The organism is Aeromonas schubertii (genome assembly GCF_000820105.1).
In the GTDB taxonomy this organism is placed as follows: Bacteria; Pseudomonadota; Gammaproteobacteria; order Enterobacterales; family Aeromonadaceae; genus Aeromonas; species Aeromonas schubertii.
The window spans coordinates 13,407-37,130 of sequence record NZ_CDDB01000087.1; the positions used below are offsets into that span (position 1 = coordinate 13,407).

The 23,724-nt window shown below is 65.3% G+C and carries 16 protein-coding genes and 1 pseudogene; 7 read left to right on the forward strand and 10 right to left on the reverse strand.

All coding sequences use genetic code 11. The features are described from left to right. Positions 1-2: 2 nt before the first annotated feature. Both BN1133_RS16845 and BN1133_RS16850 read left to right on the forward strand, forming a co-directional pair. Positions 3-4,544, forward strand: a pseudogene (locus tag BN1133_RS16845) (amino acid adenylation domain-containing protein); the annotation flags it as partial. Positions 4,545-4,576: 32 nt separating this feature from the next. Further along, positions 4,577-6,040, forward strand: a complete 1,464-nt coding sequence (locus BN1133_RS16850) for an AMP-binding protein (RefSeq protein WP_050667619.1) — start codon at positions 4,577-4,579, stop codon at positions 6,038-6,040. 45 nt (positions 6,041-6,085) lie between these two features. Here the strand turns inward: BN1133_RS16850 and BN1133_RS16855 are convergent, their stop codons facing one another. After that, complete coding sequence (locus BN1133_RS16855) at positions 6,086-7,021, reverse strand: ABC transporter substrate-binding protein (protein ID WP_050667620.1); 936 nt, start codon at positions 7,019-7,021, stop codon at positions 6,086-6,088. Positions 7,022-7,192: 171 nt separating this feature from the next. Here BN1133_RS16855 and BN1133_RS16860 point away from each other — a divergent pair, with 171 nt between their 5' ends. Continuing rightward, positions 7,193-7,888, forward strand: coding sequence for a 4'-phosphopantetheinyl transferase family protein (locus BN1133_RS16860; protein WP_231686290.1), 696 nt, complete (start codon positions 7,193-7,195; stop codon positions 7,886-7,888). A gap of 26 nt (positions 7,889-7,914) precedes the next feature. Here the strand turns inward: BN1133_RS16860 and BN1133_RS16865 are convergent, their stop codons facing one another. The 5 genes from BN1133_RS16865 to BN1133_RS16885 are packed head-to-tail and all read right to left on the reverse strand — an operon-like array spanning position 7,915 to position 14,120. Beyond that, positions 7,915-8,715 (reverse strand): ABC transporter ATP-binding protein, encoded by an 801-nt coding sequence (locus tag BN1133_RS16865; RefSeq protein WP_050667622.1) that lies wholly within the window; start codon positions 8,713-8,715, stop codon positions 7,915-7,917. Continuing rightward, entirely contained in the window at positions 8,715-9,758 is a 1,044-nt protein-coding gene (locus BN1133_RS16870; RefSeq protein WP_050667623.1) for a FecCD family ABC transporter permease, read from the reverse strand. The genes BN1133_RS16865 and BN1133_RS16870 overlap by 1 nt, the downstream gene beginning before the upstream one ends. Before the next feature lie 10 nt (positions 9,759-9,768). After that, positions 9,769-10,785, reverse strand: coding sequence for a FecCD family ABC transporter permease (locus BN1133_RS16875; protein ID WP_050667624.1), 1,017 nt, complete (start codon positions 10,783-10,785; stop codon positions 9,769-9,771). A gap of 60 nt (positions 10,786-10,845) precedes the next feature. Continuing rightward, positions 10,846-12,807 (reverse strand): siderophore amonabactin TonB-dependent receptor, encoded by a 1,962-nt coding sequence (locus BN1133_RS16880; protein WP_269429897.1) that lies wholly within the window; start codon positions 12,805-12,807, stop codon positions 10,846-10,848. Positions 12,808-12,854: 47 nt separating this feature from the next. Then, positions 12,855-14,120, reverse strand: a complete 1,266-nt coding sequence (locus tag BN1133_RS16885; protein ID WP_157432355.1) for an MFS transporter — start codon at positions 14,118-14,120, stop codon at positions 12,855-12,857. 175 nt (positions 14,121-14,295) lie between these two features. Here BN1133_RS16885 and nfo point away from each other — a divergent pair, with 175 nt between their 5' ends. After that, entirely contained in the window at positions 14,296-15,138 is an 843-nt protein-coding gene (gene nfo / locus BN1133_RS16890) for a deoxyribonuclease IV (protein WP_050667625.1), read from the forward strand. Positions 15,139-15,198: 60 nt separating this feature from the next. Here nfo and mfd read toward each other — a convergent pair whose 3' ends face one another. Together mfd and BN1133_RS16900 are read right to left on the reverse strand one after the other, a co-directional pair. Further along, positions 15,199-18,642, reverse strand: coding sequence for a transcription-repair coupling factor (mfd, locus tag BN1133_RS16895; RefSeq protein WP_050667626.1), 3,444 nt, complete (start codon positions 18,640-18,642; stop codon positions 15,199-15,201). 9 nt (positions 18,643-18,651) lie between these two features. Continuing rightward, positions 18,652-19,233: a hypothetical protein gene (locus BN1133_RS16900; protein WP_050667627.1), complete on the reverse strand. Its 582-nt coding sequence runs from the start codon at positions 19,231-19,233 to the stop codon at positions 18,652-18,654. A gap of 75 nt (positions 19,234-19,308) precedes the next feature. On the opposite strand from BN1133_RS16900, the gene BN1133_RS16905 reads away from it, so the two are divergent. From BN1133_RS16905 to lolE, 3 genes are read left to right on the forward strand one after another with little or no spacing between them, the layout of a single operon-like run. Then, the gene (locus BN1133_RS16905) at positions 19,309-20,544 is read left to right on the forward strand and encodes a lipoprotein-releasing ABC transporter permease subunit (RefSeq protein ID WP_050667628.1); all 1,236 of its coding nucleotides are present in this window, start codon (positions 19,309-19,311) and stop codon (positions 20,542-20,544) included. Between the two features lie 16 nt (positions 20,545-20,560). Next, positions 20,561-21,250, forward strand: coding sequence for a lipoprotein-releasing ABC transporter ATP-binding protein LolD (gene lolD / locus BN1133_RS16910; protein ID WP_136613265.1), 690 nt, complete (start codon positions 20,561-20,563; stop codon positions 21,248-21,250). Beyond that, positions 21,250-22,485 (forward strand): lipoprotein-releasing ABC transporter permease subunit LolE, encoded by a 1,236-nt coding sequence (gene lolE, locus BN1133_RS16915; RefSeq protein WP_050667629.1) that lies wholly within the window; start codon positions 21,250-21,252, stop codon positions 22,483-22,485. The genes lolD and lolE overlap by 1 nt, the downstream gene beginning before the upstream one ends. Positions 22,486-22,540: 55 nt before the next feature. Here the strand turns inward: lolE and yfbR are convergent, their stop codons facing one another. Next, a complete protein-coding gene (yfbR, locus tag BN1133_RS16920) occupies positions 22,541-23,131 on the reverse strand; it encodes a 5'-deoxynucleotidase (protein WP_050667630.1) in 591 nt (196 codons plus the stop codon). A gap of 91 nt (positions 23,132-23,222) precedes the next feature. Next, complete coding sequence (locus BN1133_RS16925) at positions 23,223-23,657, reverse strand: YccF domain-containing protein (protein WP_050667631.1); 435 nt, start codon at positions 23,655-23,657, stop codon at positions 23,223-23,225. Between the last annotated feature and the right edge of the window lie 67 nt (positions 23,658-23,724).

A 23,724-nucleotide genomic window follows, 5' to 3' on the forward strand; every position in this document is an offset into this window, starting at 1 on the left:
CGATGAACAACATGATAGGGCTGCTCAAGCAGCTGGAACGTCAGGGGGTGAAGCTGGCCCTCAACGAGAAGGGGCAACTGGTCTCCCAGTCGAGCAAGGAGGCACTCACCCCTGCCATCGGCGCCCTCATCCGCGAGCACAAGGAGGCGCTGGTGCGCTGCCTGAGTGCCCGTGCGGCCTTTGAGGCCCCCATCGAGGCGCAGGGGTTGGCGGTGGGGCCGCTCTCCTCCTCCCAGAGCGGGCTCTGGTTTATCGAGCAGTACGAGGAGAGCTCGCACCTTTACAACATGCCGGTCTACTTCCGGGTGCGCGGTGAGCTCGACACGGCGGCGCTGGAGTTTGCCTTCGACAGCCTGTTTGCCCGTCACCCCAGCCTGCGTACCCGCTTCGTGCGTGACGAGGCGGGGCGGGGCCGTCAGGAGATCCTGCCCCACACCCCCTTCACCCTGACCATAGAGGAGGTGAGCGAGCGTCCCGTGGCCGAGCGCGAGGCCTATGTGGCGCGGCGGGTGCGCGAGGAGATAGAGCGTCCCTTCTCCCTCACCCGGGGGGATCTGACCCGGGTGCACCTGATCCGGGTGCAGCCCCGGGAGCATGTGCTGCTTATCACCCAGCATCACATCATCTCCGACGGCTGGTCGGTCAAAAACCTCTTTGCCGACCTCAAGCCGGCCTTCCTCGCCTTCCAGGCCGGGCAGGCCCATGCCCCGGCGCCGCTGGCCCTCAACTACCTCGATTATGCCCACTGGTTTAACTCCCCCCGCTTTCTCGACTACCACGCCGAGTTTCGCCCCTTCTGGGTCGAGCGGCTGCAGGGAAGCCCCGAGGTGCACGGGCTGCCTCTGGATAAGCCCAGGCCCGCCCATCAGGAGAGCGGCGGCGAGCTGGTCTTCTCGACCATAGACAACGGGCTCTGGGCCCGCTTCAAGCGTCTGTGTCAGCGTCACAACACCTCCAGCTTCATCGGCCTGCACGCCCTCTTCGCCCTGCTGATGGTGCGCCAGAGCGCCGAGCGGGAGCTGGTGATCGGCACCCCGCTCGCCTATCGGGAGCGCCACGAGATAGAGTCTCTGGTGGGCTTTTTCGTCAACACCCTGGTGCTGCGGACCCGCATCGAGGGGAACCCGAGCTTTATCGACTACCTGCAGCAGTGCCGGGAGGAGGATCTGGCGGCCTTCGATCACCAGCTCTACCGCTTCGAGGCGCTGGCCGAGGCGATCGGCGCCGATCGCACCACCGCTATCAACCCCATCTTCCAGATCATGCTGGTCTATCAGGCCAAGGTGGATTTTGACGATCTCATCCCGGGCTGCCGCATGGTGGAGGAGACCTCCCCCGTGCTCCCCGCCAAGACCGACATCTCGGTCAAGGTGACCGAGCTGATGGAGTCGGTCAGGGTGGACTGGCTGTTTGCCACCGCCCTGTTCGAGCGCGAGACCATAGAGGCCTATGCCGACCGCCTGCTGCACCTGATGGGGGCGGTGCTCGAGGCGCCGGAGTGCCCGGTGTGGCAGTTACCGCTGGAGGAGGGGCTAGAGGCGCGCGTTGGCGCCGAGCTGGCCACCCTGCCCACGGAATACCCGAGCCGCGACACCCTGCTCTGCCACATAGAGCAGGGGGCGCGCCGGCGACCCCTGGGGGTGGCGGTGTGCGATAACGATGGCGCCCTGACCTATGCCGAGCTGGAGCACAGGGCCAACCGGCTGGCCCACTGGCTGCAAGCCCACGGGGTGAACACGGGGGCGGCCGTCGGCATTCAGGCCCGGCGCGAGTCGGCCTTCGTGGTGGCCCTGCTCGCCTGCTGGAAGGCCGGCGCCGCCTATGTGCCGCTCGATCCCGCCTATCCTGCCGAGCGCCTCGCCCATCTCATCTCGGATGCGGCCATTCCCCTGGTGCTGGGGGGCGCTCCCGACCCGCGCCTTGGCGCGGCGTGCGAGCGTCGGGGCATCGCCTACCAGCCGCTGGGCGAGCTGGCGTTGCACGAGCCGAGCCCGCAGGGTGCCGAGCCCCCGCACTGCCCCCGCGACGCTGGCATGCTGGCCCAGATCATCTACACCTCGGGCACCACTGGCCTGCCCAAGGGGGTCATGGTGGAGCAGGGGGCCCTGCTCAATCTGATGAGGGATCACCAGGCGCGCCTCGAGTTGGCGCCGGAGGGGGCCATGCTCAACTGCATGTCTCTCTCGTTCGATGCGGGCAACATGACCACCCTGCTTCCCCTCTATTGCGGCGCCGCCCTGCACTTCGCCGAGCCCGGTGAAGGGGTGATCGAAGAGGCCATTGCCCGGGGCGTCAGCCACCTGATCCTGCCCACGGCCCTGCTGGCCAACCTGGCTCCCCCCGCGAGTCTCGGCGCTGTCCGTGCCATTGGTGTGGGGGGCGAGGCGTGCCCCGAGCGCCTGGTCGAGCGCTGGGGCGACCGGGTGGCCCTGCACAACATGTATGGTCCGACCGAGTGCACGGTGACGGCCCTCTCGACCCGGCTTCGCCCCGGTGAACCCATCACCATAGGGCGTCCGGTGCAGGGGATCCGGGCTGTGGTCCTCGATGAAACGGGCCACCCCGTGCCTGCCGGCGTGCCGGGAGAGCTCTGTCTGGCGGGCCTTGGGCTGGCCCGGGGCTACCTCAACCTGCCCGAGCGCACTAAGGAGGCCTTCATCACCAGCACCCTGGCGGGGAGCGAGGTGCGCCTCTATCGCACCGGGGATCGGGCGCGGCTGCGCCGGGATGGGCAGTATGAGTACCTGGGGCGCCTCGATGAGCAGATCAAGCTAAGAGGCTATCGCATCGAGCCCGGCGAGATAGAGAGTCGTCTGGCCGAGCTCTGCCCGGCCATCGGCCAGATCAAGGTGGTGGTGATGCAGGGGCGCCTGGTGGCCTATGCCACGCAGCAAGGGGGCGAGAGCCCCGACCCCGAGGCCCTGCTGCAACAGGCGGGCACTTTGCTGCCCGAGTACATGGTGCCGGCGCGTCTGTGTTGGCTGGAGAGCATGCCTCTGACCCCCAACGGCAAGCTGGATCTGCGCCGCCTGCCCCCCATCGAGTGGCAAGAGAGCCGCGCCGAGCCGGACTCGGCGCTCGAGCGTCAGGTGCTCGGGATCTGGCAGGCGGTGCTCAAGCAACCGCTCGGGGTGGAGGATGACTTCTTCCGCCTGGGGGGCGACTCCATCCTGAGCATTGCCCTTACCACCCGGCTGCGGGAGGCGGGGCTGCACTGCAGCGTCAAGGAGGTGTTCGAGGCCAAGACGGTGCGCCGCCTCTGCCGCCTGCTCGGTACCTCCCGGGCCCAGGCTCGCAGCGAGCAGGGGCTGCTCGAGGGGGCCTTCCCCCTGCATCCGATTCAGCACTGGTTCTTCGAGCAGGGGTATGAGCGCGCCGAGCACTGGAACCAGGGGGTGATAGTGCGCCTGCCGGCCGGCATCGAGGATGACCGGCTCATGGGGCTGCTTCGTGCCCTGCGCGATCACCACGATGCCCTGCGCCTGGCGGTGACGCCCCGGGGGCAGAACTACCTCAAGGTGCTGCCCCTGCCACCCCTGCACCGCATCGATGCCGCCGGGCTCGATGACGCGGCCCTGCAGGGACGGCTCACCGCCCTGCAACAGGGGTTCGATCCCGCCAGCGGTCACACCCTGGCCTGGGCGCGCGTGCACAACCTGCTCGTGGAAGGAGAGCGGGTCGAGGGGCTCTTCATGGCCCTGCACCACCTGGTGACTGACGCCGTCTCCTGGCGCATCCTGGTCGACGATCTGGCCCGCCTCGGCCGTGACGAGCCGCTGGGGGAGAAGGGGAGCAGCTATCGCCAGTGGGGCGAGGGGCTTACCGCCTACACGGCGCAGGCGGCAGAGCAGCTCCCCTTCTGGCGTGCCCAGCTGCTGCCCGCCTCGGCCCCCCTGTTGGCGGCGCGCGCCGTGGACGGGCGAGCGGCCGCCGCCTTGCTGCGGCTGGACAGGCAGACCACGGCTCGTCTCATCGACGAGGCAAATCGCCCCTTCGAGAGCCGGGTGGCCGAGCTGCTGCTCGCCGCCCTGATGCGCACCCTGCGCGAGCTGGGATACGGGGAGCGCCACACCCTGATGCTCGAGGGGCACGGGCGTGAGGCGATCGCCCCGGATCTCGATGTCAGCCGCACCGTGGGCTGGTTTACCAGCACCTATCCCCTGGCCTTGCAGGATAGGTGCGACTGGGGGGCGTCGCTGCAGGCCATCAAGGGGCTGCTAAGGTCGGTGCCAGACAAGGGGGTGGGCTTTAACGTGCTGCGAAGCCACCATCCCGAAGGGAAAATGCTGCCCCTGGCCCCCATCCTCTTTAACTACCTGGGGGTCTCCCATCGGGAGGCGGCCAGCCCCTGGCAGCCGTTGCCGGTGGCGCCGGGTCGCCCGTCCGATCCCGATAACCTGCCCCCCGAGCTCATCAGCCTGCACGGCGGCGTCTTCGATGGCGAGCTGACCCTGCGTCAGGTGGGCTCGCTCAACGGGGCCGCGAGCGAGGCGCTGATGGCGCGCTTCGAGGGCAACCTCAGGGCCCTGGTAGCCTATTGCTGCGAGCAGGCCCAGAGCCCGGTAGAGGTGATGGCATGAGCGCCGTGAGCGGGGCCCAGGCCTCTGCCGATCTGGCCGGCAGCCTGCGGGCTCGCCTCGCGGCAAACCCCGACGCCCCGGCCATCACCATGGGAGGGCAAACCCTGAGCTATGGGGCGCTCATTGAGCGGGTCGGCCAGATAGCGGGGCTGCTCGAGGGGCTGGCGGTCGGCGAGCGGGTGGGCCTCTATCTCACCCGCTCACCGGATCTGGTGGCAAGCCTTCTTGCCTGTTTGCGCCTGGGGCTGACCTTTGTGCCTCTGGATCCCGCCTTCCCGGCGGCGCGTCTCGAGACGATTGCCCGGCGGGCCCGTCTCTCGGCCCTGTTGTGCGACGGCGAGGGGGGGCCGGATGTGGGTCTCCCCAGGCTGGCGCTAAGTGGCGCCGGCTTGGGCAGTGCGGATCACTGGCCCCGGGTCGACGACGGGGTGGCGGCCTACATGATGTTCACCTCGGGCTCCACCGGCGAGCCCAAGGGGGTGGTGATAAGCCGCCGGGCCCTGCACCGTTTCCTGAGTGCGATTGCCGAGCGCCTCGGTCTCACCCCTGAGTGTCACTGGCTCTTTATCACCACGTCGGCCTTTGATATCTCCCTGCTCGAGATGCTGGGCCCCCTCTGGGGCGGGGGGCGACTGACGGTGGCCAGCGGCGAGGAGCACAAGGATCCCACGAAGATCCTGGCCCTGCTCGAGGGGGACGCCAGTCTCAACTGGCTGCAGGCGACCCCCGCCAGTTGGCGCATGCTGCTCAAGGCGGGTTGGCAAGGCACTGAGAACCTCACCGCCCTGTGTGGAGGGGAGGCTCTGGACCCCGGGCTTGCCGCCGAGCTGTGCCGGCGCACCCGGCGCCTGTGGCACTGCTACGGTCCGACCGAGGCCACCGTCTGGTCGATGGTCGGTGAGGTGACGAGCGCCGCGGGAGAGGTGACCCTGACCAATAGCCTGTCCGGCTATCGCCACTGGGTCATCGACGAAAGCGGGGCGGCTATCGAGCGGGGGGAGGGGGAGCTCTGTATCGAGAGCGAGGCCCTCTTCGACGGCTACTGGGAGCGGCCCGACCTTGGGGAGGCGGCCCAGCTGACCCACGCCGGCCGTCGCCTCTATCGCACCGGGGACCGGGTCCGCCGGCTGGGGGCGGATCGTTTTCTCTATCTCGGACGCCGTGACGATCAGGTCAAGCTGCGCGGCTTTCGTATCGAGCTGGGAGAGGTAGAGGCGGCCCTGCGGCGCCAGAGCGGGGTGCAGGAGGCGGCGGTGCGTCTCTGGGGGGAGGGGGACGAGGCCATGTTGGTGGGGTATGTGGAGGCCAAAGCCGGCGTCTCGTTGAGCCGCCCCGCCTTGCGCCGGGGGCTGCAGGCCATCTTGCCCTACTACATGGTGCCGGCCCGCCTCATGCTGCTGCCTACCCTGCCCAAGGGCGGCAGCGGCAAGATAGACAGAAAGGCCCTGCCCCTTCCTTAAAACAAAAAAGCCCGCGGCAGCGGGCTTTCTCTTTTGGGGGCGGGCTTAGCGGGTGAGGGGGGCTGCATCGGGTTTGGTCAGCAGTCGCTCCACGTCTTCTATCACCCGCAGGGCTGCCTGAGGGCCACCGACCGAGGTCCACAGGGAGCCATCGACCGCCGTGAAGCGCTTGCTGCGGATGGCGGTCAGCTGCTGGAAGGCGGGGGTCTGCTCGGCCTGACGCATGGCATCGACCGCATCGCCACTGGTGCTCAGGGTGCCGATCACCAGCCAGTCACCGTCGAGCAGGTTGAGGGACTCGAGGCTCAGGGCTGCAGAGTGAGGCGTCCTGTCACCTATCTGGTGGGGAGGACGGGTCAGCCCCATCTCGGTGACCACGCTGCTGGCAAAGGTCGAGCCGTGCATATAGCTCGGCCCCTTGGGGTTCCAGCGCACTATGCTCAGGCGCTCACCCTGGTGGGCGGCGAGGCGGGTATGGGACTCCTGGAGGCGCTCGGCATAGCGTTTGAGGAAGGCTTCAGCCTCGGCCTCGCGGCCCAGGGCCCTGGCGCCGCGCGCGAACACCGTTTTCCAGGGCTCGCCCCACTTGCCGGTGACCACGGTCGGGGCGATCTCGTTGAGCAGCTGCAGCAGCTCTGGCTTGGTCTGGCCGGTCAGGATCAGATCCGGCTCCAGATCGATGAGGCGCTCCAGATTGGGGTTATCCAGATCCCCGACGATGGCGATCCCCGTGCCCGCTTTGGGGAGCAGATAGCGGGGCAAGGTGTTCTGTCCGCGACCGTTGCTGGTGCCGACCGGCTGCACGCCCAGGGTGAGCGCCGTGTCGAGATCGATCTCGCTCAGGACCACCACCCGGGTCGGGTGAGCGGGTACGCTCAGGGTGTTGCCATCGGCATCGGTAACCCGGCGGCTGTCGGTTGCCTGGGTCGGCAGGGCACACAGGAGCATCACCAGGGCTGCCAGAGGGGGGGGAAACTTCATCGCTATGTCCTTATGGTGGCAAAACAGGGGTCAAACGGGCGGCTCACTATAGCACAAACGCAAATGGTAATGGTTTGTATTTGTGGTGGCGCCTGTACCAGGCTGTTACACTCCTCTCCCCAGACTCAGGAGCCCCGGGAGCAGGAGAGAGTGACAGTGCAGAGGCAGGCGGTGAGTGGCTTTATCGGTGAGCGAGACCGGGTATTGCTGGCCCCCGGGGTGTGGGGCCACAGGGTCTGCTTCGATCCCTCACGCTTTACCCAGTCGGTCTGGGACCAGGTCAGAATGACGTCGCCCGAGGCACTGCGTCGGGCCACCCCCAAGCGGCAGGGGGAGTTTCTGGCGGGCCGGCTCGCGGCGCATCAGGCCCTGCTCGAGCAAGGGGTCGTGGGCCATGAGGTAGGGATCGGTGCGGATCGCGCCCCCGTCTGGCCTGTTGGGTTTGAGGGGAGCATCAGCCACACCGTGCTCGGCTCGGTCGGCGTAGCCCTGTGCGCGGTACGCCCGGGGGCGGCCGGCATTGGCCTCGACATGGAGGCCTGGCTCGATGAGGGAGAGGCCCCGCGCCTGTGGCCGGTGATCGCCGATGAGGGCGAGTGGGGGCGCCTGGCGCGCTCATCCCTGGGGGAGGCCCGCGCCCTGACCCTGCTCTTCTCGGCCAAGGAGAGCCTCTTCAAGGCCCTCTACCCCAGGGTGGGGCGCTACTTCGACTTTCTCGATGCCAGTTGCCTTTGCCTGAGGGAGGGGGAGATCACCCTCGCTCTGAATACCCCCCTCAGCGGCAGCCTGCCCGCCGGTTGGCATTGCACCTTGCGCTGGCGCCCCCTGGAGGGGGGCGTGCTCACCTGGTTGCTGCTCTCGGAATAAGAAACCGCCATCACGGCGGTGTCTTATTACCCGGCCTGACGCCGGGGGGATGCATCCCGGCGGCGCGGCACTATGACGGGGGCGCCGTCTCCCGGGGCATGCAGTATATCCACATCGGTTTGGTAGAGGCGGTCGACAAGGCCCTTGGTGATCACCTCACGGGCGGGGCCCATGGCCTGAATCGTCCCGCCCCCCAGAGCAATCAACTCGTCGCAGTAGCGGGCGGCGGTGGCCAGATCGTGAATGACGATGAGCACCGTCTTGCCCTCGGCGGTGATCCGGGCGATCGCCTCCATCACCTCGGTCTGATGGCCGATGTCCAGGGCGCTGGTGGGCTCGTCGAGCAAGATGAGATCTGCATTCTGCGCCAATACCATGGCGAGCCATACCCGCTGGGCCTGGCCGCCGGAGAGGGAGGCGACGCTCTGGCGCAAGATGGGCGCCAGCTGCATCTGATTGCAGGCCCAGCGTACCCTGCGCGCATCCTCCTCGCTCCATTGATTGAACCACCCCTGGTGGGGGTGGCGGCCATATTGCACCAGCTGCTCCACCTCGATACCGGCGGGCACCAGGGGGCGTTGGGGCAGGTAGGCGAGCTCCCTGGCCAGGGCCTTGCTGCCGTAGTGGGCCAGGGATTTACCCTTGAGGGTCACCTCTCCGGCATCGGGACGGATCTGGCCGGCCAGCAGTTTGAGCAGGGTGGATTTCCCTCCTCCGTTGGGGCCGACCACCCCCACCAGCTTGCCCCGGGGCAGGGTGAAGGAGAGATCGCGGAACAGGGGGGTCTTCTCATAACCAAAGTGAAGGTGAGTCGCGGAGAGGGTCATCAGTCGGCCCCTTGTCGGTCTTTAAGCAAGGTGATCAGCAGCAGCAGGCCGCCGAGAATACGGGTCATGATGCCGGTGGCGACCTCATGGGGGTCGGCCAGCACCCGCACCAGGGTGTCGCTGGCGAGCAGCAGCAGGGCGCCACACAGGGCGGCAATCCAGAGGGGAACCACGCGATCGCGGGTCAGCCAGGAGGCGAGAATGGGGGCCGCCATGGCGATGAAGACCACAGGGCCCCCGATGGCGGTGCCGAGCGCCGCCACCATGATGGCTTGCACCAGCACGGCCAGCTGGACCCGGTTCACCCGCACCCCCAGGCTTCGGGCCGTGACGGGGCCAAGGCGCAGCACCGCCAGATCCCGGGAGAGGGCAAGGATCCAGGGACAGAAGATGAGGATCAGCAGGGCCACCGGCACTACTGTGCTATAGCCCTGCCCCACGAAGCTCCCCATGTTCCACAGATAGAGGCTGGTGAGGTGCACCAGGGGCTGGGTGGACATGATAAATTCGCCCAGGGCGTTCATCAGCTCGGAGACACCGATGCCGATCACCACAAACAGATAAGCCTGCTCCCCCGGCTTGTTGCACAGGGCATAGAGCACCAGGGCGGCAAACAGGGCGCCGAGGGGGGCGGCCCACCAGGGCCAGCTGCCCAGGGTGAGGTAGAGAGAGAAGATGATGATGGCCAGCGACGCCCCCTCGTTGACCCCGATCATGTCCGGGGTGGCGAGACGGTTGCGCACCAGGGTCTGCACCAGGCAGCCGGAGAGCCCCATCGCCATGCCTGCCACCAGCACCGCCAGGATGCGCGGCAGGCGGATCTTGAAGACGGTGATCTCATCGAGGCGGCTACCCTGACCCAGCAGGGTCTGAACGACCCCTCCCATGGTGAGTCGCCCCGAGCCCAGGCTCAGTGCCAGGGCGCAGAGCAGGACGAGCAGCAGCAAGAGGCCGAGGGTGACAAGCCAGGCGCGGCGGTTGAGCAGGAGTGAGCCGGTGCCAAGGCGCAGCCGCAGGGTGCCGGCAGGGGAAACGGTGTGCATGAGTGCGCCCTTATTTCACTGTCATCATGGAGCGAAAGCCGCCGCTGCGCACCACCAGGATGAGCACGGGGGCGCCGATAAGGGCCAGGATCACCCCACTCGGCAGCTCGAAGGGTTGAACAAGCCAGCGCGCCAGAATGTCGGCCGAGAGCAGAAACAGCACGCCGAACAGGGCCGAGAAGCGGATCTGCAGCGCCAGGTGCACCGGCGCCGCCCGGCGTGCACAGTAGGCGGCCAGAAAACCGATAAAGCCGATGGGTCCGGCGATGGCGATGGCGCAGGCGGTGAAGAGGGTGGTGGCCAGCAGCACCCCAAGGCGTACCCGGGTTGGCCGTATGCCCAGTGCCTGGGCCTGGCCATCCCCCATCTGCATCAGGGTGAGGGGCCGGCACAATAGCAGGGTCAGCAGCAAGGCGGCGAGAGCGAAGGGGGCGACGGTGAGCACCCCCTCCAGGGTCGAGGCGCTGAGCGAGCCCAGATTCCAGAAGCGAAACTGCTCCAGCACGACCTTGCTGGAGAGCAGCAGATAGTTGGAGAGGCCGCCGAAGGTGGCCGAGAGGGCCACCCCGACCAGAATAAGCTTGAGGGGGTGGGCGCGACCCACCATGAGGCCCAGACCCAACACAATCAGGTTGCCCGCGAGGGCCCCCATGCCGGACCAGAGCAGGTAGCCATAGGCTGATTCGACCCCAAACCAGGTGAGGCCGATGACCAGCGCGAGAACGGCACCGGCATTGACCCCGAGCAGGCCGGGCTCGGCCAGGGGGTTGCGGGTGGCGCTTTGTAGCAAAGAGGCGGCCAGCGCGAGGCACAGCCCCACCACCAGGGCGCTGAGGGTCCGCGGCAGGCGCAGGGTGTCGATGATCATGGCCAGCTTCTCGTCGGCCACGAAGAGAGGGTCTCCCAGCAGATAGCCGGCGACCTCACGGGGACCATAGAGGCCGGCACCGGTGGCCAGGGAGAGGCCACAGAGCAGCAGAGCGAGCGCCAGTCCCAGCCAGAGCAGGCGAGCGTGATGGCTAAGCACCCGAAGACTCCTTCATTTGTCGATAGCAAGAGAGGGGCCCGGTTGCCCGGGCCCTCGGGGTTACAGCTTGTAGTCGATGCCGGCGTAGACGGTACGGCCTTCCAGGATGAAGTCCGCATCGGTGGCCACCTGATCCCGCTTGGTGTTGGTCAGGTTGGTGATGCCGAGTTTGAAGTCCAGCGCCTTGGTGACCTTCCAGTTGGTGTTGACGTCCACCGTCTGATAGCTGTCGGACTTGAAGGACTGGGCGTTGCGCATGGGCACCTTGATGTACTGGCTACCCACGTACTGCCAGGCCAGCTGGGTGCTGACCACATCGCTCGCCTGCCACGCCAGGATGAGGTTGCCTGTGTAGTCCGGAGTCTTGATGAGATCCTGACCCGTGCTGCGATCCTCGGAGTCGAGCAGGGTCCAGTTGGTGCTGACCTTGACACTCTCGACGGGATCAAACCAGCCGTTGAGCTCCAGGCCCTTGATGCGGGCCTTCTTCACGTTGAGGTAGGTCATCACGGAGGGGCGGTAGCCCGGGCCCCACTGATCGCTCTGGATCAGATCCTCGATCTCGTTGTGGAAGGCGGTGACACCGGCACCGAAGCGATCCGCCTCATAGGCGGTACCCAGTTCATAGCTGACGGCCGTCTCGGGCTTGAGGTTGGGGTTGCCCACCACCTTGCAGGCGCCACGACAGGCGGTGGTGGCAAAGCCTTCACTGGACTGGGCCAGGGTCGGTGCCTTGAACGCCTTGCCGGCGCCCCCCTTGATCACCCACTGATCGTTCAGGCTGTAGAGGGCATAGGCTCGGGGGCTGAACTCGGTGCCATAGGTGTCGTGATGGTCGAGGCGACCGCTCAGGGTCAGGGCCAGATCGCCCAGGGCGAACTCATCTTGCAGATAGATGGCGCTCTGGCTGGCATCGACGCTGCCGCTGGTGATGTTACGGCTATGCTCGAGCTCGGTCTTGCGCAGTTCGGCACCGCCGGTGAGCAGGTGATCACCCAGATAGCCACTCAGTTGTCCGTCGACCGTGTTGTTGCTCTGGGTAATGTCGGCGGCACCCCCGTTGAGCTGGGAGTCGTCCATCAGATCGGTCTGCTCGACGTAGTAGCGCAGGCGGCTGTCAAACTGCTCCCAGCGACCCGTGTGGGAGAGGCCCAGGCTCAGGCGATCGAGCTTTTGAACGTTGTGGGGAGTGGCCGGCGCCGTCGGGGCCCGCGGCACGTTGTTGAAGTAGCTGTCCATGTCGTTCTTGTTGTAACCAAGATCCAGGTCGATGTCCTGGTTGGGGGTCACCAGCCACTTCAGGTTGGAGAGCAGGTTGACCACCTCGCGCTTCTCCAGGGCATCCGCATCCGGGTTATTGGATTGATCGCTGTGCCAGCGATCCCGCTGGTACCCTTCCACCACCAGGTTGCCGAGCAGTTTGTCCTCGATGAGAGCACCGGATACATAAGCGCTACCGCGATTGCCGTTGCCGCCATCACCCTTGGTCGGCATGGTGTGGGTGTAACCGAGGGCGGCCTCGGGCGTCTCTTTGGCCTGACGCAGGATGACGTTGACCACGCCACCCAGGGCATCGGCACCATAGAGGGAGGAGACGGGGCCACGGATCACCTCGATACGTTCGATGGCGGCCATGGGGATGGAGCTCAAATCGAAGTCGTTACCATAGGCGCTGCCCAGCGTCTCGCGGGCATTGACCCGCTTGCCGTTGACCAGCAGCAGGGTGTAGTCGCCTCCCATGCCGCGGATCTTGATCTCGTTGCGGCCGGTGGGGTTGGTCGCGACCACGTTCACCCCGGTCACGTGCTTGAGGGCATCCCCTATGGTGTTGGCATTCATCTGATCCAGATCGGCGCGGGTGATCACAGAGACGCTGGCCGGAGCGGAGAGCTCGGTATGCTTGGTCTGGGTCGCGGTGATAATCATGGTTTCATCGCTGTTTTGCTGCGCTGCCATGGCGGGCAGGGAGGCGAGTCCAAAGGCGATAAGGATCGGATTGAGACGGAAAATGGCTGGCTGCATTGTCAAAAACTCCATGAACAAAAGGGGTGGCCGAGTCGGCCAATGGCTCACTGACTTCCTTGTCTGGCACGGCCAGACTCGGGTTTGTTGTTATCTTGGGTGGGTGTCAGCCCCCGAATGAGGAGCCAGACACCGCTGCAGGCCATGAGGCCGCAGGCAATATTGATCCAGGCCAGCTCGGCAAAGCCTTGCAGGGTGCCATCGGGTTGCGAGACCAGATAGCGGGCCGAGAGCAGGCTGCCCAGAGCGGCCGCCACATTGGTGACCGTCCCCTGCAGGGAGAGGAAGGCGGCGCGCTGATGGGGGGCCGGAATGGCCGCCGTGATGGCCAGGGTGGTGCTCGAGCGTGCCGAGCTCAGCGCCATGAAGAGGGTAAAGAGCAGGATCACCGGCACGCCTACCGGCGCGGCAAATCCAGCCCAGGTCAGGGTGAGCAGCAGCAGGCTGGTGACAAGGCTGGTGGCCAGGGCCTGGCCTTTGTCTATCCAGCGGCCGCACAGGCGCATGGTGGCCATGCTGGCCAGCCCGCCGCAGAGATAGAGGGTCGGGATCCCGGTGCGGGGGAAGGCAAGATTGAACTGGAAATAGGCGGCAAAGTGGGGGATCAGCAGGAAGTGACCAAACATCTGCAGACTCAGCACCAGCAATGTTCCTTGACAGAGCGGGGCCTTGAGCAGATCACCGATCCGATTTCCGGCAACTTGCTTGACCGGCAGGGAGGGAAAGCAGAGGGCCGCGAGCAGGGCGAGCAGGAGGCCGCAGCCCCCCAGCAGCAGGAACGGGCTCTGCCAGCCCCACCACTGGGCCAGGGTCAGGGCCACGGGCACGATCAAGATTGCGGCCAGGGAGAAGGCCATGGCCACATAGGCCAGGCGGCGACCCCGTTCGGCGGGGGGGACCAAGTCCAGCACGGCGGCCATCACCACGGCACCGAGGGGGCCGGCGACGCAGCCGGAGAGAACAAAGAGAGGCAGCAGCCAGTCACGGCTCGAGGTCAGTGCGCAGGCCATCAGCAGGGTGAAGCGCAGGCTCAGTAGCAGCAGCAGGGCGCTGCGCCGGTTGAAGCGATCCAGCCAGGGCGCGGCCACGAGCCCTGTCAGGGCGGCCCCCAGGGTGGCTCCACCACTGAAGTAACCGGTCTGCTCAGCCGGCATTCCCAGCGCCGTGGCCAGGTCTGGCCCAAGCGGCATCACCATCATCATGCTACCCATGGATAACATATTGATTAATAAAGCCAGGTGAATGGGAGCCGCCGGGTTGACGCGGGTATGGGCTGGGATCACAAGAGTCTTCTCGAAGCAAAGAGCCGGCATTGTAGCCGAGCCTTTTTTTTATGACAACAAATGATAATTGTTTTCATTGTTGTTTGTGTTGCTTTGTTTTTCCCCATATTGGGCATCATCGAGCGGATCGTTTGGCCCTATCGCCCGGGGGCGGTTGGTGTGTGAACGGGGGGAAGGCATAATGGCGGCGCAATAAGGAGAGATCATGAAATATATCGGAGCCCACGTCAGCGCCGCCGGCGGCGTGGAGAACACCCTAGCCCGCGCCGAGGCCATCGGCGCCAACGCCTTCGCCCTCTTTACCAAGAATCAGCGTCAGTGGCAGGCCGCGCCGCTCACGACCAAGTCTATCGATGCCTTCAAGCGCGGCATGGAGCGGGCCGGTTTCCTGCCCGAGCAGGTGCTGCCCCACGACAGCTACCTCATCAATTTGGGCCACCCCGAGCCCGAGGGACTGGCCAAGTCCCGGGATGCCTTTTTGGACGAGATGCGCCGCTGTGAGCAGCTGGGGCTCTGTTACCTCAACTTCCACCCCGGCAGCCACCTCGGCAAGTTACCCGAGTCGGTCAGCCTCAAGCTGGTGAGCGAGTCCATCAACTGGACCCTGGAGCAGACCCAGGGCGTCACGGCCGTGATCGAGAACACGGCGGGCCAGGGAACCAATCTCGGCTGGTCGTTCGAGCAGTTGGCGGCCATCATCGAGGGCGTCGAGGACAAGTCGCGGGTCGGCATCTGCTTTGACACCTGCCACGCCTTCGCCGCTGGCTATGACCTGCGCACTCCCGAGGGGTGCGAGCAGGTGTTTGGCGACTTCGAGCGCATGGTGGGCTTTTCGTACCTTAAGGGGATGCACATCAACGGCGCCAAGTGCACCTTCGGCAGCCGGGTCGATCGCCACCACAGCCTGCGCGAGGGAAATCTCGGTGAGGCGGTGTTCCACTATGTGATGAACGACGCCCGCTTCGATCGCATTCCCCTCATCCTCGAGACCATCGACGAGACCATCTGGGGCGAAGAGATCGCCTGGCTGCGTAGCCTGGCGGTTTGAGGGCGGGTTCGCCTGGCGATAGCAAGAGGGCAGCCATCCGGCTGCCCTCTTGCTATCGACTCACGCCATCTTGTGGCGGGAGAGTTCGGCGAGCAGATCGCCGACCACCCTCAGGCGGCTCTCGCGATCGCCGGTCACCACGTTAAAGCGCAGCCGGCTCGGCCCCTCCATCTTGTAGATGCGTGGCTGCTCGGTGAGCAGGCGCACCAGGAAGGTGGGGTCGACCGTGGTCTTCTCGGAAAAGTCCAGATAGCCGCCGCGCTCGCTCATCTCCAGGCGCTTGATCCCGAGGCGGGTTGCCCCAAGGCGCATGGCCGCGATCTCGAGCAGGGTCTTGGTCGCCTCGGGCAGCAGGCCGAAGCGATCGATAAGCTCCACTTTCAGCTCATCGAGCTCCTCTTGCGAGGTACAGCTGGCGATCCGCTTGTAGGTGGACAGACGCATGTTAACGTCCGGCAGGTAGTCGTCGGGCAACAGGGCCGGCAGGCGCAGCTCCACCTCGGTGTGATCCGAGAGCAGGGTGTCGAGGGAGGGCTCCTTGCCACTCTTGAGCGCCTCGACCGCCTGCTCCAGCATCTCCATGTAGAGGGTGAAGCCCACCGACTCGATCTGACCGCTCTGATCGTCGCCGAGTAGCTCACCGGCGCCGCGGATCTCCAGATCGTGGGTGGCCAGGGCAAAGCCCGCACCGAGATCTTCGAGCGACGCGATCGCCTCGAGCCGCTTGGCCGCATCCTTGGTCATCAGCTTGGGATGAGGGGTGAGCAGATAGGCATAGGCCTGGTGGTGGGAGCGCCCGACCCGACCGCGCAGCTGGTGCAACTGGGCCAACCCCAGATGATCGGCCCGGTCCATGATGATGGTGTTGGCGCTCGGCACGTCGATGCCGGTCTCTATGATAGTGGTGCACACCAGCAGGTTGAAACGCTGGTGGTAGAAATCCGACATGATCCGCTCGAGCTCACGCTCGCGCATCTGGCCGTGGGCCACCGAGATACGGGCCTCGGGGATCAGCTCGGCCAGATCGCCGGCGCACTTGTCGATGCTCTCCACGTCGTTGTGCAGGTAGTAGACCTGACCGCCACGCTTCAACTCCCGCAGCACCGCCTCGCGCACCACGGCCGGGTCGTGCTGGCGCACGAAGGTCTTGATGGCCAGTCGCTTGGCGGGTGGTGTGGCGATGATGGAGAGATCGCGCATCCCCGACATGGCCATGTTGAGGGTGCGCGGGATCGGGGTGGCGGTCAGGGTCAAGATGTCCACATCGGCCCGCAGGGCCTTGATTTTCTCCTTCTGGCGCACCCCGAACCTGTGCTCCTCATCGACGATGAGCAGGCCCAGATCCTTGAAGGTGAGATCCGAGCCCAAGAGCTTGTGGGTGCCGATGATGATGTCGACCTTGCCCTCTTTGAGATCGGCCAGCACGGCGCTCTGCTCCCTGGCGGAGCGAAAGCGGCTCAATACCTCGACCCGCACCGGCCAGTTGGCGAAGCGGTCGCGGAAGTTGTCATAGTGCTGCTGGGCGAGCAAGGTGGTGGGCACCAGCACCGCCACCTGCTTGCCCCCGTGCACGGCCACAAAGGCGGCGCGCATGGCCACCTCTGTCTTGCCAAAACCCACGTCGCCACACACCAGACGGTCCATGCTCTTGCCCTGGCACATGTCGCCGAGCACGGCGTTGATGGCATTGAGCTGATCCTCGGTCTCCTCAAACGGGAAGCCGGCCGCAAACTGGCGGTAGGCATCCTTGTCGTGGCGGAAGGCAAAGCCGCTGCGTGCCGCCCGGTGGGCGTAGATGTCGAGCAGCTCGGCCGCCACATCGCGCACCTTTTCGGCGGCCTTGCGTTTGGCGCGAGCCCAGGTCTCACCGCCGAGCTTGTGACAGGGGGGATTGTCCGAGCCCGTGTAGCGGCTGATGAGATGGAGGCTGGTGACCGGCACGAAGAGTTTGTCGCCACCGGCATACTCCAGAGTCAGGAATTCGGTGGGCAGGCCGCCGGCGGTGAGGGTCTCGAGTCCCAGATAACGACCGATACCGTGATCCAGATGCACCACGCTCTGACCCTGAGTGAGCTCGCCGAGGTTACGGATCACCGCATCCGAGCTCAGTTGCTTGGCGCGCTCTCGCTTGCGCTGGCTGCGCACCCGACCACCGAGCAGCTCGCTCTCGGTGATGATGGCAAGCTCTCCCCCCGGCAGGATCAGACCCCCCTCGAGGGGGCAGACCAGGATGGCGAGGGGATCGCTACCGGCAAAGAAGTGATCCAGCGTGGGCACGGTGGCGGGTCTGAGATCGATACGGGCCAACAGATCCTTTAACGCCTCGCGCCGTCCTTCACTGGGCACCGTAAACAGGACGCGACCGGCAAAGCCTTGCAAAAAGTGCTGCAGGGCGGCCAGGGGTTGCTCCTGGCTGTGATCCAGGGTGAGTTCGGGCAGGCGGGTCAGTCCCAGATCGTGGGGGGTATCGCTCCCCTCCTGCAGCGCCACCCAGCCATACTGGCCCAGGCTGGCAAAGAGCTGCTCAACCGGCAGATAGAGGGCCATGGGGGGGAGCAGGGGTCGGCTCTGATCCCAACGGCGCTCTTCGTAACGCTGCTGAATATCTCCCCAGAAGCGCCCGGCGGCGGCATAGGTATCGCCGACCGTGATGAGCAGACTGTCGGCGGGGAGATAATCAAACAGGTGCGCCGTCTCGTCGAAAAAGAGCGGCAGATAGTACTCGATACCGGCCGGCCAGCGACCCTTGCTCACCTCCTGATAGATGGCCCCGTCGGCGCGGGAGATCTCGAAATGCTCCCGATAGTGGCCACGGAAACGCTCGATGGCCGCCTCGTCGGTGGGAAACTCCCGGGCCGGCAGCAGATTGACCCGCTCGATGGGCTCCCGTGAGCGCTGGGTCTCGGGGTCGAAGGGGCGGATGGAGTCCACCTCGTCGTCGAAGAAGTCGATGCGATAGGGGCTCTGGCTCCCCATGGGGAAGAGATCGAGCAGGGAGCCGCGGGCGGCAAACTCCCCGTGCTCGAGCACCTGCTCTACCGCCACGTAACCCGCCTCGGCAAGGCGTGAACGCAGCCCCTGCAGGGAGAGGCGCTGCCCCTGTTTGAGCTGCAGGCTGAAGCGGTCCAGATAGCTGCGAGGAGGGCAGCGCAGCATCAGGGTGGTCACCGGGACTATGATGATGCCCCGTGCCATGGTCGGGAGACGATAGAGGGTCTCGAGACGCTGGGAGAGGATGTCCTGGTGGGGCGAGAAGGTGTCGTAGGGCAGCGTTTCCCAGTCCGGGAAGAGCAGCACGGGACAGTCGCTCCCCTCGAGCAGGAAGGCAAGTTCCTGTTCGAGACGCAGGGCGCTCGGGGTATCGGCGGTGACCAGCAGCAGGGGGCGGTCATGCTGGTGGGCCAGCTCACCGATGGTCAGGGCAAGGGCACAACCGGTGAGGTTGCCTATGGTCAGTTTGAGACCGGCCTTGCGGGGCAAGGCCGGTAGAGAGAGTCGAGTCATGGGGCTGGATCAGGTATTGCGATGGCGCTCTGAGGCGCGCTGTTTAAGCTGACGGGACTGGATATGCAGGCTGGCGCGAACCAGCAGCTCCCGATCCTCGTCACGGATACAGGCATAGTCGAGTTCCACATGGTGGCCATGCTCCCCCCTGGTGACCCCCTTGACACGACCATAGCAATAGACGGCCGAGGCCTCCTCGCGCAGGAAGATCTTGAGGCGGACCAGCTGGCCGCTCTTGGGGGGCTCACCGTGGCCCTCGAAGGGGAAGAGATAGTGCAGCTCACCGCCACCCAGGCGCAGGGTGTGGAAGCGATGCTCAGGGTGATCCTGCACCGCCAGCACATAGCCCATGATGAGGTCTATCTTGCGCGACTGCTGGTTGATCACCTCGATAAGATCTTGCAGGTGCTCGCTCCCCTGGGCTCGCATCAGTCGGCTGGTACCCAGATCGATCGCCGAGATCGCCGATGCGATGCGAAACGGCTCCGGCATCTCGGCTTCCAGCTCGGCGATGGAGGGAAGGTAATCCCCCTGAACCGGAATCACATTGACCGGCAGCGAGTGGACGACACTGAAGAACTCTTCGTGCATGGCGGCTATCCCTTGTTGTCATGGACGGTTTCCCATTATTATCCGGTATCTTATTTTCTTGGCAACGGCAGATCCTTGAAGACCGGACTTTTTCAGCCACTTGCGCTGGCCATCGGCCTGCGATACGCAGGGTCACGACGCAGTAACCGTTTCGTCTCCTTCATCTCCCTCTTCTCTACCTTCGGCATCGCCATCGGGGTCGCCGCCCTGATGGTGGTGATTTCGGTCATGAATGGCTTCGAAGGGCAGCTCAAGGGACGCATCCTGGGGGTTATTCCCCAGGTGGTCGTGACCGGTAGCGAGGGGCGTCTGGTGCCCCCGGCGGGATTGGCCGATACCCTGTCGGCCCTGCCTCATGTGCAGGCGGTGGCCCCCATGCTGGCCACCGAGGGAATGCTGCAGAGCCCGGGAGAGCTGACCGGCGTCAGCGTGCAGGGGATCGACCCGAAGCGCTGGCCCGCCGATGACCTGCTCCATCGCCAGATGCAGACCGGCACTCTGGATACCCTGACACCGGGCAGCTATCACATCGTGCTGGGGCAAGGGGTCGCCCGAACCCTGGGAGTGAGCCTGGGTGACCAGGTGCGACTGCTGCTGACCGAGGGGAGCCGCTATACCCCCTTTGGCCGAGTGCCCGCCCAGCGCCTCTTTACCGTCTCCGGTATTTTCGGGGTGGGTGCCGATGTGGATAACCAGATAGCCCTGATCAATTTGAGCGATGCCAAGCGCCTGCTGCGCCTGCCCGCCGAGGAGGTGGGCGGTCTGCGCCTGTGGCTCGACGATGCCTTCGCCGTCGATAGTGTGGTGAGCCAGCCGCTGCCCGAGAAGCTGGCCTGGCAGGACTGGCGCCGGGAGCGAGGTGAGCTGTTCCAGGCGGTGGCCATGGAGAAGCGCATGATGGGGCTGATGCTGGTGCTCATCATCGCCGTGGCCACCTTTAACATCCTCTCGGCCCTGGTCATGGTGGTCGGCGATAAAGAGAGCGAGGTCGCCATCCTGCGTACCATGGGGATGACAGAATCGGCCGTGGTGCACATCTTCATGGTGCTCGGCGCCTCGAGCGGGGTCGTCGGTGCCCTGGCGGGGGGATTGGCCGGACTGGCCCTGACCCTGGGTCTCAACCCCCTGCTCAGCGCCATCGGTCTCAACCTCTATATGGCCGCAGGGGGGGCAGGCTTGCCGGTCATCGTCGAACCCCTGCAGGTGGCGGTAATTCTGCTCGGTGCCGTGCTCCTGAGCTTTAGCGCCACCCTCTATCCTGCCGCCCGTGCCGCTCGTGTGCGTCCGGCCCAGGCCCTTCGTTATGAATAAATTGGAAGTTGCAAGCATGTCGATGAACAAGCCGTTGCTGGAGTGCCTGGCCATTAACCATGTCTATCGGGAGGGAACGCTTGAGACTCCGGTGCTCAAGGGGATCGATCTCAGCGTGGCACAGGGGGAGATGCTGGCGGTGGTCGGCAGCTCGGGTTCGGGCAAGAGTACCCTGCTGCACCTGCTCGGAGCCCTGGATACCCCTACCTCTGGGAAGGTGCTGTTTCGCGGCCAGGATATCCACGGCTGGAGCAGCGGCGAGCAGGCCCGTTTCCGTAACCGGGAGCTGGGGTTTGTCTACCAGTTCCATCACCTGCTCTCGGAGTTCAGCGCCCTGGAGAACGCCGCCATGCCCCTGCTCATCGGCGGCGCCAGCGTCAAGGAGGCGAGCGACAAGGCGGCGGCCATGCTGGCACGGGTCGGTCTCTCCCATCGACTCCATCACAGGCCCTCCGAACTCTCCGGTGGTGAGCGCCAGCGAGTGGCCATCGCCCGCGCCCTGGTCGGGGAGCCGAGCCTGGTGCTGGCCGACGAGCCGACCGGTAACCTGGATCACGCCAGCGCCACCGCCGTCTACGAGCTCTTGTGCGAGCTTAACCGTGAGCTGGGCACCGCCTTCGTGGTGGTGACCCACGATCTGGGCCTGGCGGCCAAGCTGCATCGCCGGGTCACCCTGGTGAGCGGCGTGATGGCGGAGGTTGCCTGATGTTCAAGCCGCTGCCCCTCTTTCTGGGCCTGCGCTACAGCCGTTCACGCCAGCGTAACGGTTTCATCTCGTTTATCTCGGCCTCGTCGCTTATCGGCATTGCCCTCGGGGTGATGGCGCTCATCCTCGGTCTCTCGGCCATGAACGGTTTCGAGCGTGAGCTCAAAAACCGGGTGCTGACCGTGATCCCCCAGGGGGAGCTCGATGCGGTCGAATCGCCCATCGCCGACTGGCCCGGGCTAAGAGAGTATCTGCTGGCCCAGCCCGGGGTGGCGGCGGTGAGCCCCGTCATCCGCATCAACGGCCTGCTCGAGAGCGGCAACCACCTCAAGGGGGTGCAGCTGCGCGCCATCCTGCCCGAGTATGAGGAGCAGATCTCCGATGCCGACGAGTACATGACCGGCAAGGGATTCGCCGAGCTTGAGGAGGGGGAGAACGGGGTCATTCTGGGCGCCGCCATCGCCCGCAAGCTGGGCCTCAAGGTGGGCGATACGGTGGGGCTGCTGATGCCCGAGGGCGGTGAGGGGATCAAGCAACCCAGACGCCAGCTGCTCAAGGTGGTGGGGCTGCTCGAAATAGGTGGCCAGCTCGATGGCCTGCTTGGCTTCATGCACCTGGCCGATGCCCAGAGCATCACGGGAATGGGGAGCGCGGTCACGGGCTTTAGCCTCAAGGTGGATGACGTATTCAAGGCGCAATCCATCACCGTGGCCGCCGCCAGCAAGTTTCCCCACCACGTCTATATCCGCAGCTGGATGAACAGCCAGGGCTATCTCTATCAGGATATCCAGATGGTGCGTACCGTCATGGTGGTGGTGATGCTGATGGTGGTGGCGGTGGCTTGCTTTAACATCGTCTCGACCCTGGTGATGTCGGTCAATGAGAAGCGCGGGGAGATCGCTATCCTCAAGACCATGGGGGCGAGCGCGGCCCAGATCCGCCAGACCTTCGTCATCCAGGGGATGGTCAATGGTGTGCTCGGTGCCCTGCTCGGCGCCCTGCTCGGCGGAGTGCTCTCCGAGTATCTCACCCCCATCATGGGAGGGCTGGAGCGTCTCATCGGCCATCGCTTCCTCAACCCCGAGATCTATTTCATCGACTTTTTACCCACCGAGCTGCACTGGCTCGATCTGGGGCTGGTCACGGGAGCCGCTATCCTGATGAGTTTTATCGCCACCCTCTACCCGGCGTGGCGGGCCAGCGGCCTGGTACCGGCCAGGGAGCTGGGGCGCTAGGGGCGCACAGGGTGATGAGGAGGGAGGCCACTGGCCTCCCTCTTTTCATGGGTGCTCAGTGGGCGTTGAGCTCGTCCAGGGGCAGGGAGAAACTCGGCACGAAGGTGTCGATAAAGTAGCGCATCTCCGGACTCATGCGCTGATCCAGCATCTCCTCGAGGCGTCGACGGGCCGGCTCAAACTCCCGGTTGCCCGCCGCCAGCTCCTCCAGGCACTTGGTATAGGCGCACAGGGTGTCTGCATCCTTGACCAGACGGGCGAGCTCGGCATCGAGGCAGGCCGAGTCGAGCAAGGGGCGGTAGGCCTGGTGCAGGGCCGGGGGCAGCATGTCCAGCAGGCGCTGCTCGGCGGCGAGCTCAATCTTCTTGTACTCCCGGGCTATCTCGGGGTTGTAGTACTTGACCGGCGTAGGGAGATCGCCGGTCAGTACCTCGGTGGCGTCGTGAAACAGGGCGATGACGGCGGCCCGCTCGGCATCCACCTCGCCTTCGAACAGGGTGTTGCGTATGGTGCCGAGGGCATGGGCCACCATGGCCACCTGCAGGCTGTGCTCGGCGATATTTTCAGACTGGATGTTGCGCATCAGAGGCCAGCGATAGATGAGCTTCATGCGCGAGAGGTTGGCAAAAAAGTGACTGGGCAGCATGCTTGGTTTCCGTTAACGAGCCTGTGGTCAGGGTATACCCATCAGTGGATACCAGAAAAGAGAGAGGGCAGGTTAAACCTGCCCTCCGGTATCAGCGAATGTATTGGCCGGTCTCGGCCTCGTGTTTGGTGACCACCGTCTGGCCGATGGGGGCCAGGCTGGCCACCGCCAGCTTGAGGTGCTGGATGCCAAACGGGATGCCGATGATGGTGATAAAGCAGGCCAGGGCCGAGGTGATGTGGCCGATGGCGAGCCAGACGCCGATCAGCACAAACCAGAGGATGTTGCCGATCAGCCCCAGGGTGCCGGTGCCGATGTCGTCGCGACCCGTGATGAAGCGGCGATTGATGGTGGTCTTGCCAAAGGGGAAGAAGGTGAAGGTGCCAATCATGAAGCAGGCGCGCCCCCACGGAATGCCGACCAGAGAGATGAAGCAGAGCAACCCGGCCAACCACCAGGCAAGCCCCATCAGGACACCGCCCAGCAGGAACCACAGCAGGTTGAACAGAAAACGCAGGACACTCATGGATTGCTCCTCAGATAAATGGTGCTACACCATACCACTCCCCGCCCAGCAGGCAATCAAAAGCGTG